Raw genomic sequence first — 13,620 nt, forward strand, 5'->3', positions numbered from 1 at the left:
CTCAGGTCTCCAGGTTGCGGGCCACGGCGCGCAGCAGAAAGGCGGCCACGACGTTGGCGACGACAATGGCGATGACCCCGCCGGTCGAGGCCCCGCCCACATCGAATTGCAGCAGGGCGCGTGAATAGATGAGGAAGGCGAGGTTGGTGGAGGCAACGCCAGGCCCGCCCGCCGTGGTGACCGAGATTTCGGCAAATACGGTCAGTAGGAAGATCGTCTCGATCATGATCACGACAGTAATCGCACGCGACAGGTGGGGCAGGGTGATGTTGATGAACTGCGCCACCATGCCCGCGCCATCCATGCGCGCGGCTTCCTTCTGTTCCGTATCAAGCGACTGGATGGCGGTCAGCAGGATCAGGGTCGCAAAGGGCAGCCATTCCCATGTCACGATCATCACCAGCGTTGCCAGGGGATAGCGTGACAGCCAGTCAATGGGCGTAAGCCCCACGGCCCGCATCATGGCGGAATACACGCCATAGATCGGGTGAAGCATGAGGTTCTTCCACAGCAGTGCGGCAACCGTGGGCATCACGAAGAACGGGGAGATGACCAGGATGCGCGCAATGCCGCGCCCTGCGAATTCCTCGTTATACAGAACCGCCAGCAATGTTCCCAATCCCACCGATATCGCCAGCACGCCGCCCACCAGGATGGCCGTGTTCTTCAGCGATGTCATGAAATCCGGGTCGGTCAGCAGGTACCAGTAATTGTTGAGGCCGGCGAAGCCCTGCTGGGTCGGGTCCACCAGATTGTAATTGCGCACCGAATACCACAGCGTCATCAGCAGCGGTACCACCGACCACACCAGCAGCAGGATGATGGCGGGCGACTGCAATACGAAGCCCCGGACGCGCCGACCGTGGGCAGCGCCGCCTGCGGGATGAACCATCAGGGGCGGATGTACTGCCGTTCTGTCCATGTTCGCCTCCATCAGTGCAGGTAACCGGACTGGCGCATGGTCCGTGTCACGGATGCCTGTGCCGCACCCAGTGCCTGTTCCACCGTCATCTGTCCCGACAGCGTTGCCGCGATGGTCTGGCCGACCTGCGTGCCGATGGCCTGGAAAGGGGCGATACCGACAAACTGCGCGCCGCCATAGGGACGGGGCTGTTTCGTCTGTCCATTGGGGTTGGCCGTGTCGATGGCGGTATGGACGAATGAGGCGAACGGGGCGGCCTTCTGGTAATCCGGATTGTTATAGGTGGATACACGGGTTCCTGCCGGTACCGCCACCCAGCCTTCATGCTGCGCCACAAGCTGGACATAGGCTTTGGACGTCGCCCATTCGATGAAGAGGCGTGCATCATCGGCATGGCGGGAGGATGCGGGGATGGCAAGGTTCCAGCTCCACAGCCATGTCGGCCCCTTGCCGTACGGACCGGTGGGAGCGGCGGCAAAACCGACCCGATCCGCCACATGCGACTGCTTGGGGTCAAACAGCAGGCCGCCCGCAACGGTCGAATCAACCCATATGCCGCAATGTCCGCTGGCGAACAGGGCCAGGTTTTCATTAAAGCCGTTCGATGTCGCCCCGGGCGGGCCGTCGGCCTTCATGGCCGATACATACCACTGAAGCGCCGCCTTCCACTCCGGCGTGTCGAGCATCGGCTTCCATCCTTCGCCGAACCATTGCCCGCCGAACGTATTCACCAGCGAGGAGACATAGGCCATGTTCTCCCCCCATCCCGGCTTGCCGCGCAGGCACAGCCCGTAGGTCTGGCTGTCCCTGTCGGTGATCCTGTCGGCATAGGTGCGGATCTGGTCATAGGTGGGGTGCTGCGGCATGGTCAGCCCGGCCTTCTGGAACAGGTCGGTCCGGTAATAGGTCATGACGCTTTCCGCATAGAACGGCAGGGCATACAGCCTGGAATCCACGCTCAGCCCGGCGCGCACGGAGGGCACGATATCATCCACATCGTAATCGGCACCGGGTTTGAGTTCGGCCAGCCATCCCTGCTTTGCCCAGATTGGAACTTCATAATTACCAATGGTCAGGATATCGAACTGTCCCGCATGGGTTGCGATATCGGTCGTCACGCGCTGGCGCAGGACATTTTCCTCCAGCGTGACCCAGTTCAGGTGAATATCGGGGTGGGTTTTCTCGAACTCCCCCGACAACTGTTTCATGATGATCATGTCGCCATTATTGACGGTGGCAATCGTCAGCGTGCTGGCCGCCCGGGCACCACCGGTCAGCAGCATGCCGACAACGGTCATGCAGGCAAGTATCCTGAAAGTCGCCATCGAAATACCCTTTATTGATTTTTTTGGTTTTTTTAGCGGTATTTGACCTGTATGTCCGGCGCCTGGATTTTTCTGTAAAGCGCCACGGAAACGTCCGGGTTCCCCTGACGGCAGCCTTATTTGTTCATGATCTGCCTGTAGCGGACCTGATCGGCATACATCCGGGTAAAGACCCCGAATTTCCTGGCATGAAAATCGGCACTGTGGACAGATGGCCGTATTTCCGCGCGGATGCGCGTCATGGCGGTCATGGCCTCCCTGATCGTGGGATATGCCCCCGCCGCCACCGCCGCCAGTATCGCACTGCCCAGCAGCACGGAATCAGGTTCTTCGGGCAACAGGATGCGACAGCCGGTGGCATTGGCGTGTTCACGCACGAAAACGGGGTTTTTCGTTCCCCCACCGGTCGCGATGATCGTATCGATCGCATAGCCCTGTCCGTTCAGCACCGCCACGATGTCGCGCGTGCCATAGGCCAGGGCCTGTATTGTCGCCAGGTACAGTAACGCCAGATCATGCGCCGTGGCACTCAGGCCAAGCCCGCTGATCATGCCGCGCAGTGTCGGGTCGGCATGGGGGGAACGGTTGCCATGGAAATCCGGTATGACGTGCAGGTCTTCCGTCAGCGCGCCGGCAGGCCCGTTGCCTTCGGATGCGCCAAGCAGGTCGTTCAGGACCTGATAGATCGTCCTGCCTTCGTTTTCGGCCTGCCGGCGCAATGCCGGTGTGGCGGGATGGGTCGTGATGATGAAGTCAATCAGGCTGCCGGTGGCCGACTGGCCCGCTTCATTCAGCCACATGTCGGGCAGCATGGCATCGCGATAGGGCCCCCACACACCGGCCACGAAGCGCGGTTGGGAGGAGACAGCCATATGGCAGCTCGATGTACCACCAATCAGCGCCAGACGCCGGTCGAACGCGGGTGGTTCGCCATCAACCGTGCCGCCCATCATGCCGATGCCACCCGCATGCGCATCGATGGCGGAAACCGCGACAGGCGTGCCTGCCGGAAGGCCAAGTTCCACGGCCGCCCGCGCATCGAGCCCATGTCCGACACACCCTCCAAGAGGCCTGATGTCCGTGCCGATACGGCGGTAGCCCTCATCGGCCAGTACGCCAAGACCGATGGCCCGGAAATAGCCGTCATCCCAACGGTTTTCGTGGGCAAGGTAGGTCCATTTGCACACGGTTGAACAGCGTGAGCGTGAACTTGCCCCGGTTGCGCGCCAGGTCAGGTAATCCGGCAGGTCAAGGAAAAGGGCGGCGCGCGCGAACACATCGGGCAGATGGCGTTTGAGCCATAACAGCTTTGGTGTTTCCATCTCGGGCGAAATCACGCCGCCCACGTAACGTAGCACATCGTGATGGCCTGCATTGATCTCCGCGGCCTCGGCCATGGCGCGGTGATCCATCCACAGGATCACGTCCTGTTCCGGCGCGCCATCCGCATCGATGGAAAGTGGCTGTCCATCAGGCCCGACCACCACCAGCGAGCAGGTGGCATCAAACCCGATGCCACGCACATCCAGCGCCTCCCCGGCCGTATCCCGTGCCATGGGCATGGCGATGGCAACGCTGTAGCACACCGCGCGCCAGATATCACCGGAGGACTGTTGCATGTAACTGGCGCGTGGCTGCCACGTGCGGGTTGGCGTGCTGCCCGCGCCCAGCTTGTGGCCGTCCAGTGTGAAAACGCCGGCACGTGCGCTGCCTGTTCCGACATCAATGCCGATGACGACATCCATCTGCTTGGCCCGTTTCTTTGTGTTGGGGTGGCGGATCCGCTCTGCCCATGGAAATCCTGCCCTCCCATTGCCGGAGGGAAGGATGCACGGGAGAGGGACCTCATTTTCCTATGATGATTGTCTCCTCCACGATTTTGCTCTGCAGGGCCTTCTGCGCGCGCAGTTGCGCGGGCAGGAAGGGGTAGATCAGGTACTCATAGGCCGTTGCCCCCAGCAGGCCGCCAATCAGCGGACCGGCAACGGGAACCCACCAGTAATGACCCGCTGCGGGAAGGGCGGATGCATGCCAGCCTGCAATATAGGCGAACATCCGTGGTCCCAGGTCACGGGCCGGGTTGATGGCCCATGCCTCGAGATATCCCATGGAGGCGCCAATGGCCGCGACCAGAAAACCTATGATCAGCGCGCCGAAATTGGCGCCTGGTGCCATTTCGTTATACTGTTCGGTAATGGCAAAAATGCCGAATACCAGTATGGCGGTCAGGATGATTTCATCGCTGAAGGCGTGCCATATGGTTATGCCCGGCGCGGGCGCGGTAAAGAACACCCCCATCCCGCCGCCACCTGTGCGGGTCATCTGGTGCAGGTCATTGAAATGGTTGATGACGGGGTAATACAGCGCGTAAACCAGCGCCGCCCCCAGAAAGCCGCCGACGATCTGCGCGACCCAGTAGGGGACCACCTTTTTCCACGGAAAGGCGCGGTAGGTCGCCAGCGCCAGCGTGACCGCCGGGTTGGCATGCGTGCCCGAAACCGACCCGGTGGCATAGATGGCAACGGTGACCCCCAGCCCCCATACGATACATACGCCCCAGTAGGCATGCAGGTAAGGGCTTGGGTCATAGAGGAGGTACATCGCCGCCACTGAATCACCAAAAGCGATGATGATGAATACGGCAAGAGCTTCGGAAATAAGCTCGCCCAGGAATTCCCGATTCATTGGCCTGTTTCCTTATGTATTGAGCCGGAGCCGGATTATTCGGCCCAGTCAAAGGATTTCTGTACTGCCTTTTTCCACCATGCGAGGTAGCGGTTACGCTGCTCTGGCGGCATTGTGGGCTGCCAGGTGCGATCCACTTCCCAGTTGGCGCGCAGGTCATCGATGTTTTCCCAGTACCCCACGGCCAGACCTGCGGCATAGGCCGCGCCCAGTGCGGTTGTTTCCACCACCTTTGGCCGCACGACCGGAACATTGAGGATATCGGCCTGAAACTGCATGAGCAGTTCGTTCGCCACCATGCCGCCATCCGTTTTCAGGCTGCTCAGCACGATGCCGCTGTCCGCCTCCATGGCCGCGACGACATCGCGCACCTGATAGGCCGTTGCCTCCAGCGTTGCGCGTGCGAAGTGCGCCCGCGTGACATAACGGGTCAGTCCCACAATGACCCCACGGGCGTTCTCCTTCCAGTAAGGGGCATACAGGCCGGAAAACGCGGGCACGATGTAAATGCCACCATTGTCCGCCACGCTGCGGGCCAGCGGTTCGATCTGTGTCGCCAGGTCAAACAGCTTCAGGTTATCGCGCAGCCACTGTACCAGCGCGCCCGTAATGGCGATGGATCCCTCCAGCGCGTAACGGGGTTCTTCCGTGCCGAACTGGTAGGCCACCGTTGTCAGCAGTCCTGCCTTTGACTGGACCGGATCGGTGCCGGTGTTCATCAGCAGGAACGAACCGGTGCCATAGGTGTTTTTGGCCTCCCCCGGTGAAAAACAGGTCTGCCCGACCAGGGCTGCCTGCTGGTCCCCCAGAATGCCGGCAAGTTTCGTGCCCTGCAGGCTGGGGATCGTGATCGTGCCATACACCTGTGACGAGGGCACGATGCGGGGCAGGCAGGCGGGGGGAATGGAAAATGCCTTGAGCATGTCCTCATCCCACGCGCAGGTTTTCAGGTTCATCAGCTGGGTGCGTGAGGCATTGGTCACGTCGGTAATGTGGATGCCGCCCCTGGTGCCCCCTGTCAGGTTCCATGAAAGCCAGCTGTCGATCGTGCCGAACAGCGCCTGCCCGGTTTCGGCTTTCTGGCGCGCGCCTTCCACGTTATCAAGCAGCCAGCGCAGTTTCAGGCCCGCGAAATAGCTTGCCAGCGGCAGACCCGTAATGGCGCGAAAACGGTCCTGCCCCCCGTCGCGGCCATATTCGTGGACCAGTTGGTCCACGCGGGTATCCTGCCATACGATGGCGTTATGAAGGGGCTGGCCCGTTGTCCTGTCCCACAGGACGGCGGTTTCACGCTGGTTAGTGATCCCGACCGATACCAGGCTGTCTGCGCCCAGATTGGCCCGCGCCATGGCGGCGCCAATCATTTCATTGGTATTTTCAAGAATTTCTATCGGATCATGTTCAACCCAGCCCGGATGGGGATAGATCTGGCGGTGTTCCTTTTGCGCGACGGAAACGATCGTTCCCTTCCGGTCGAATATCATGAACCGGGAACTGGTTGTGCCCTGGTCTATCGCGCCCACATATTCCGTCATGCTGCATTCCTTTTTGTTCTTGTGTTTCGCAACAATGTTCCACAATCCCGGAAAGATTATCGTGCCCGCAGGCATTCAGGATGCCTGCCGCTGACCGTTCAGAGATTGGTGGTGAACTGGAACCCGATTACCGCCGCATCGTGGAAGGTCGTTGTGGCCCCGGGGCGCTGCAGGTACTGGAAATCGGGCTGGAAGGCCGTGCCACGGGCGACATGGATGCTGTAGAAGGCTTCCCACACGTTTTCATGGCTCTGTATGCCGTAAACGGCGCCCCACTGGTTGGGCAGGTAGGGCAGGCCAAGCGCAAGCGAGGATTCCTGCTGCAGGGCCACGGTATGGCTCATTTCCATATACTGGAACATGGCGCCTATCTGATCCAGCGGGCGGCCCCAGGGGGTGCCGCTTTGCAGCAGGCCGATCCATTCATGATCCCGCATGGCCACCTCGTTACCCTGTGTGTAATCAACGCCACCGATGACGATCAGGCCGTTCGCCAGCCCATCTCCGCTGCGGTGGATCATCTGGTTGAACATGAGCCACGCCGCATTCATGCCGGCTTCATACCGGCGCGGCAGGCCTGTCGCCTGAAACGAATTGCCGTTTATGTCAGAAAACAGGTTGGGATAGCGGGAGTTGTCATACCAGTATCCGATCTTGTAGTGCCCCAGCAGATGATGCCTGCCGAAGGAGGGGCTCCAGCCGATTTCGACCTGGGACGAAAGCTTTCCCAGCCCGTCCTGCCCCAGCGCCCAGCCCGATATGCCGCCGTTATAGGCATGGGGGCTGACGGCGAAGATGCCGCCCATGATATAGGTCCGCAATGTCGGCCGCACCCGCAGGACCGCCCCCAGGTTGCCCGAAGGCCAGTCCCGTCCGCCCGGCACGTATTTGGATGGTGCGGGATTGCCGCACACCGATACGTTCATGAACGAACAGGCAAGGTAGTCCTGATTGAAAAAACTGCCTGTTGGTATGACACCGACCGAAAGGATGATGCGGTCGCGCAGGAATCCCTTGTCGGCATACATGTCCACCAAATGGGCAACCACGTTGCCGCGCGCGCCATATATCTCTTCAGGATTGGTCACTGAATCGCCTATGGCGTTGGAAAGGCTGTTGCCGTGTCCATTGATGACCAGCATATGGGTCCAGAAGGACGGAACCCCTGCAAGACGTTGCCAGTCGATGTCCAGCGCCGCTGCGACCTGACCGGCCAGTACGTTGGCACGCTGTTTGCCGCCGGTAATGTTGCCCATATATTCTTCGTTGATGGTAACATTGAGGAAAATGCCCCGTTGCGTCAGCCACGGCTGTATCCCGCCCCAGTTCCCGAACAGGTGGGGCGTGGCGGTCAGCATCGGCACGAGGGGACCGATCGCCACCTGTCCTGATTCGGTCATGGGAAAGGCGGCGGGTTCGTAATGGGTCGTAAAGGTGGTCTTGGCGGTTTCTGTCTGGGCCAATACTTCGGAAGTGAGCGTGCAACTGGCGAACAGCATTCCCACCATAACGGCCAGAAGCCTGATGAGGGTGGGAAAGTTATTCCATGTTATTGCAGACTTATTCTCGTTCTTGGCGCATGTCGTGATGACACACATTGTCTGCTCTCCCTTCCCGGGCGATCTGCGCCACGGGGTTGGCTGTCTGGAACAGGATGTGTATCGGTTCACGGATGGGAAAGATTTAATTCATAAATAACACAAGTTCGTGAATAATTTATGTATCCTGTATTTGTAATATTTCAGATATTTTAACTCCATAAAGTAATTTTATATCGTATTCAGAATAATTTTATGCAGCCAATACGGAGTTGATCCCTCGGGAGGCCAGCGATAGGCCCCGTATCCCGATGTTTTATGGAACCCTCGTTCAGGGGCAGCGCAACATGCGACGACATCAGCCATCCTTGCTGCTGTCCGGCTTATTTCTTCGATTATCAGCATCAACTGATGACATGCCCTGGCGGCTCCGTTTCAACCTTCCCTACAACGGAACGGGGACTGGAGCCGCCTGTGCGATCAGCTTTTTCTGTTTGAGTTCATCCCACAGCGCGGATGGGATCGAGACCTCCATGGATCGTGCATTGGCCTGCATCTGCGCGGCATTGCGCGCGCCCGGAATGACGGCTGCGACAGCCGGATGTGCCGCCGCGAACTGCAGCGCCGCCGTGCGCAGGTCGATCCCGTGTCGCTTGACGATGGCCTCCATCTCAGCACGCTTATGGGCCATCCCGGATGGAATTGTGCCCTGATAATCGTAACGGTTGCGACCGGCCGCATAACCCGCATTCAGGGGAGCCCCGACCACAACCGAAATGCCGTGTGGCGCGAGGGCCGGCAATGTGTGTGCCAGTGCCTCATCATGTCGCAGGATGGAATACTGCGTTGCCAGCAGGACAATGTCGGGATCACCGATTTCAATGGTGCGCAGGACCGCCTGCGGTGTGTTCACCCCAAGACCCCAGGCCTTGATGAGTCCTTCCTCGCGCATTCTGGTCAGGGCCGGAATTGCGCCTTTGGCGGCCTGATCGAAATAGGTTGTCCACCGATCACCCATATCCCTGTTTTCAGGCGACAGGTCATGGATATAGACGATGTCGATCCGCGAAATGCCCAGTCTCTGCAGGCTGTCCTCTATCGATCGCCGGACCCCGTCTGCGGTATAGTCATAGCGATAGGCAAAAGGGGACGGGTCGTGCCACATCGTGCCATCAGGCGGCTTGGGGGCTGCTGTCAGCAGGCGACCGACCTTGGTTGACAGCACGAATTCATCCCGTGGCCGCGTATGGAGGAAATGCCCGAAACGCCGCTCGCTCAGGCCAAGGCCATACCAGGGCGATGTATCGAAATAACGCACGCCCGAAGCCCAGGCTGCTTCCAGAGCCGCTTCGGCATCTTCATCCGTGCCCGCCGCAAAGCCGTTGCCAATCGGGACCCCGCCGATGCCAAGGCGTGTCGGGGGGCGGAACCGCTGGCCCGGCTGCGCCGTGTTCAGCGGGAGCGTATCGCGGGTCACGCGACCCATGGTCGGTGTGACGTCCCCGGCATGCTGCGCATCCTGGGCCTGCCCCGGTCGCGACATCATGACCGCGGCACCGCCCAGGGCGGAAAGGGCGAGAAGATTGCGTCGGGTGGCTGTCATCGCGTCCTCACATGATATGGCCTGGTTCTTAATGCTTTTGATTGATGAGGGTTCGCTATCGCCCGCGCCTGATTGTCATCCTGTCCATGATTGTTTTCGCCAGACGTGTGATGTGTAATCGTCCAACCTGAAAACAGTTTTCCAACATCGGAAGGAGACAGGCATGAGCCGGGAGTCCGTGCAGGCATTTTTCGAGGTTCACGCACCCGACATCGAACCCGTGGTACTGACGGACAGCACGGCGACGGTCGCGGAAGCGGCCCAGGCGCTGGGGGTGCAGGAAGGGCAAATCGCCAAGACGCTGGCGCTGAAAGTGGGGGATGAGCGGATTCTGGTCGTCATGGCGGGAACGGGACGACTGGATAATCGCAGGACGAAGGACATATTCGGGAACCGGCCCCGCATGCTTCCTGCGGACGAGGTGCTTGAACTGACCAGTCATCCGGTGGGTGGCGTATGCCCATTTGGGCTGCCGCAGCCGGTGCGGGTGTTCTGTGATGCCTCATTACGCGCATTTGACGTGGTCTGGCCCGCAGCCGGCGACCGGAACAGTTCCGTGTGCCTGACACCGGCGCGACTTGCGGAACTTGTTGGTGCGGAATGGGTCGATGTCAGTCAGCGGTGACGTGGGATTTCTGAGGGATGCGATTGCGTCCATGCTTGCCATCCAATGATGGCAGCGTCGGGGTGTGGATGGTACTCTGCTGGATAATATGTGGGAGCATCTTTTTTCCCCATACGCCATGATGATTCTTCAGGCCCGTGGTTTCGATATTTTGCCGACCGCATGGATCGGACGAAGCCGCAGACCGTTTATGCGGCCACGCCCGTGGAGGCTGATCGGTAATCAACAGGTCTTTATCGCGGGCTGAAACGGATTTCCTGATACCGTCTCCCTTTATGCTGCCGGTCACCGGACAGATACAGGTGCGATGATGACCAAAATCAGGGAATTCCCGGAACTGCTACCCGGTTTCAGATGGCAGGATATCGCGGTCAATGGCGTACGTATCCGGACCGCGACAGGTGGGGACGGGCCGCCGCTGCTCCTGCTGCATGGTCATCCGCAGATGCACCTGACATGGCACAGGATTGCACCGGCACTGGCGAAACACTTTACCGTGGTGGCAACGGACCTGCGGGGCTATGGCGATAGCGCCAGGCCAGAAGGTGGCCCGGATCACGTCAATTATTCCAAACGCGCCATGGCCGCCGATCAGGTTGGCGTCATGAAGGCGCTTGGCTTCGGGCGGTTTCGCGTCATCGGACATGACCGGGGTGGACGGGTGGCGCATCGCATGGCCCTGGATGCGCCACAGGTGGTGGAAAAGCTGGTGCTGATCGATATTGCGCCGACGGCCACCATGTATGTCCGGACGGACATGGAGTTTGCCCGGCGTTATTTCTGGTGGTTCTTCCTGATCCAGCCTTATCCGTTGCCGGAAAAGCTGATTGGTGGAGATCCGGATTTCTTTCTGGAAAATCATATCGCGGGGCAGATCAGGATACCGGGATCGGTCGATCCCCGCGTCATGGCGGAATATCGTCGATGTTATGCCGATCCGGCGATGCGTCATGCCGCGTGCGAGGATTATCGTGCGGCGGCCGGCATTGACCTGCTTCATGACACGGCCGATGCCGACAGGCGTATCGAGGCACCGTTACTGGCACTTTGGGGCGCACGTGGCACAGTGGGGGCGCTCTATGACGTTGTTGAGACATGGCGTGAAAAAGCAAAGGACGTGCAGGGATATGCGATCGACTGCGGTCACAGCCCGCAGGAGGAAGCACCTGAAGAACTGTTGCGCAGGCTTGATTCCTTTCTCTGAAAGCTGCGAATTCTGTCAGGGTTCTGATTATTGATGGGCGTTATATTGGTCGTTTTCCTGATTCTTACGGTTGTCTGGAACCGATATTCCCTGATGTGAAGGGATTCATTGTGGGCGAAGGACCGATATGGTCGGCCGTAATTACATTCGATAATGTCTGTGGGGGTGATCCCTTGTTTCGTGTCAGTCAGATCAGGCCATTCCTGAAAACCGGCCCAGAAATGAGATCGATGGTGGCTGACCGAAGGATATGACGTTATCCATTGATCTGTTGGCAACACACACGCAGGGAATCTGAAATCATTTGCGCTGGTGCAAGGTTTTTTCTATACCATTACAGAATTCTAGATATCAGAAGAGCGTCAGCTGTGCGGGTGCATGCCAAAACGAACTCATAAAAATTTCTTTCGGACACCATTCGGCTATTAATAATTTTTCATCATTGATTTTTATTTTTGATGTCAAGAAAATAAGGATGTATAGATTTTTCTTAATTAATTTCAGGACTTTTTATAAAATTTCATACATAATGTCTTCAGGCGTTCCTGTATTGCTTCAAAATATATAAAAGAATGAACGCATGCCATTGCATGTAAATACTGGTGACATACTCCGGAAGAATTCTTTTCATGCCCCTTCGTGGATGTCAGATATGTCCATCTTTCGTGGAAATTATATTGACTTACATCTTTAATGGCATCGTGATATTTATGAATTGAAATCATTCAATGTAAATTTAGTAATATAATATATGGACTGCATGGTTTCTTTTATATTTCCAAAAATATTATATTTTTCTTTGGCTGTTTGAAACTGCGTTCGGGCCGGATGGTTTGTCATGGAGCGGTCGGATGAACGATCGTCTCAGATCAGAAAAAAGGAATGGAAAAATGACAAATCAGGGTGGTAGCCATGAACAGCATGTCAAGGCCGGGCAGCAGAGCCACAAGAACGCCGGCANCGTCACATGGCGAGAAAGAGGCTGGCGAACACAGCACCGGCACCCGGGGCGGCACGCATGAACAGCATGTCAAGGCCGGGCAGCAGAGCCACAAGAACGCCGGCATGTCNGCATGGCGAGAAGGATGCTGATGAACACAGCACCGGCACCCGGGGCGGCACGCACGAACAACACGTCAAGGCGGGCCAGCAAAGCCACAAGAATACCTGATGTCGTGTTGAATACGGGGAATGTCGGTAATCCGCTGGCGTTCCCCGGCAACTGAATGCTCCGATCAGCGCATTGACTGCCTTGTGCCAATCAGGCGCCCGGCATCTTTTCGAAAAATGGAGAAAACCAATGAGCCTGTTTTCGAAACCGATAGAAACCCTTGATGACCTGTTCGTGCATACGCTTCAGGACATCTACTATGCTGAAAATCAGATCGTCAAGAACCTGCCCACCATGGCGGAAAAGGCTGCCGCACCGGAACTGAAGGCCGCGTTTCAGAACCACCTGACGGAAACGGAGGGGCATGTACGCAGGCTGGAACAGGTATTCCAGATGCACGGTCAGCCCGTCAAAGGTGTGACATGCCAGGCAATGGACGGAATCCTTGCCGAGGCAAAGGACATCATCAGTGACTGCGATGATCCCGAGGTCCGTGACGCTGCCATGCTTTCGGCCGCCCAGGCCGTCGAGCATTATGAAATAACCCGTTACGGCAGCCTTATCGCCTATGCCAAACAGCTTGGTCGGGCGGATTGTGCGAACGTCCTTGAGCAGACGCTTGAGGAAGAAAAAGCCGCAGATCAGAAACTGACACGTCTTGCCGGAATGGGCATAAATCAGCATGCAGCCTGATGGCTGAAGCGTTTTTTCCAGACAAGCCGTAAGACGGATCCTCCTTCCTGTCGGACAGAAAGCAAGATGCAGGCGAAGTGCGGAGGCCGGACCGATGAGGTCTGCAGATATTCCGCAGAATATTAAGGGCGCTTTATCATCATTGCTGGCGGGTCATATGCCGACAGGAAGACCGGGCACTGGAATTGGGTTCCTGCGACCTTGATGGTCGGGACATCAATCCATTTCCTGATGTAGATATTTGAAAAAATATCTATGTCAGCAGACGATTTCTAGAAATCGTTTGAATATTTCCGGATGATCTCCAATCGCTGATGCGACTCCGAGTAAAGCCCTTACCCATATCTAATCACAAGAAGACGGATTTCCTGTCGCCCGG

10 protein-coding genes are annotated in these 13,620 nt (G+C 57.9%); 3 read left to right on the top strand and 7 right to left on the bottom strand.

The genetic code is table 11. From position 1 onward, the window contains the following. Window position 1: 1 nt before the first annotated feature. From NJLHNGOC_RS04780 to NJLHNGOC_RS04810, 7 genes are all read right to left on the bottom strand, one after another. The gene (locus NJLHNGOC_RS04780) at window positions 2–892 is read right to left on the bottom strand and encodes a carbohydrate ABC transporter permease (RefSeq protein ID WP_113595457.1); all 891 of its coding nucleotides are present in this window, start codon (window positions 890–892) and stop codon (window positions 2–4) included. A gap of 41 nt (window positions 893–933) precedes the next feature. Further along, window positions 934–2,220 (bottom strand): ABC transporter substrate-binding protein, encoded by a 1,287-nt coding sequence (locus tag NJLHNGOC_RS04785; protein WP_239021340.1) that lies wholly within the window; start codon window positions 2,218–2,220, stop codon window positions 934–936. Between the two features lie 143 nt (window positions 2,221–2,363). After that, window positions 2,364–3,992, bottom strand: coding sequence for an FGGY-family carbohydrate kinase (locus NJLHNGOC_RS04790; RefSeq protein WP_113595362.1), 1,629 nt, complete (start codon window positions 3,990–3,992; stop codon window positions 2,364–2,366). A 100-nt stretch (window positions 3,993–4,092) separates the two neighbouring features. Then, window positions 4,093–4,932 carry an MIP/aquaporin family protein gene (locus tag NJLHNGOC_RS04795; RefSeq protein ID WP_113595363.1) on the bottom strand — a complete coding sequence of 280 codons (840 nt, stop codon included), beginning with the start codon at window positions 4,930–4,932 and terminating at the stop codon, window positions 4,093–4,095. A 35-nt stretch (window positions 4,933–4,967) separates the two neighbouring features. Beyond that, window positions 4,968–6,467, bottom strand: coding sequence for a glycerol kinase GlpK (gene glpK / locus NJLHNGOC_RS04800; protein WP_113595458.1), 1,500 nt, complete (start codon window positions 6,465–6,467; stop codon window positions 4,968–4,970). Window positions 6,468–6,565: 98 nt separating this feature from the next. After that, the gene (locus NJLHNGOC_RS04805; protein ID WP_113595364.1) at window positions 6,566–8,065 is read right to left on the bottom strand and encodes a carbohydrate porin; all 1,500 of its coding nucleotides are present in this window, start codon (window positions 8,063–8,065) and stop codon (window positions 6,566–6,568) included. A gap of 385 nt (window positions 8,066–8,450) precedes the next feature. Continuing rightward, window positions 8,451–9,608 carry an aldo/keto reductase gene (locus tag NJLHNGOC_RS04810; RefSeq protein WP_113595365.1) on the bottom strand — a complete coding sequence of 386 codons (1,158 nt, stop codon included), beginning with the start codon at window positions 9,606–9,608 and terminating at the stop codon, window positions 8,451–8,453. Window positions 9,609–9,771: 163 nt separating this feature from the next. Between NJLHNGOC_RS04810 and NJLHNGOC_RS04815 the strand changes: the two genes are divergently transcribed. The 3 genes from NJLHNGOC_RS04815 (at window position 9,772) to NJLHNGOC_RS04830 (ending at window position 13,241) form a co-directional block, all read left to right on the top strand. Next, entirely contained in the window at window positions 9,772–10,233 is a 462-nt protein-coding gene (locus tag NJLHNGOC_RS04815) for a YbaK/EbsC family protein (protein WP_113595366.1), read from the top strand. Between the two features lie 310 nt (window positions 10,234–10,543). Continuing rightward, on the top strand, window positions 10,544–11,437 hold the full coding sequence (locus NJLHNGOC_RS04820; RefSeq protein ID WP_113595459.1) for an alpha/beta fold hydrolase: 894 nt from the start codon (window positions 10,544–10,546) through the stop codon (window positions 11,435–11,437). 1,300 nt (window positions 11,438–12,737) lie between these two features. Next, window positions 12,738–13,241, top strand: coding sequence for a YciE/YciF ferroxidase family protein (locus NJLHNGOC_RS04830; protein WP_110532058.1), 504 nt, complete (start codon window positions 12,738–12,740; stop codon window positions 13,239–13,241). Window positions 13,242–13,620: the final 379 nt, after the last annotated feature.

This window comes from Novacetimonas cocois (assembly GCF_003311635.1).
Taxonomy (GTDB): domain Bacteria; phylum Pseudomonadota; class Alphaproteobacteria; order Acetobacterales; family Acetobacteraceae; genus Novacetimonas; species Novacetimonas cocois.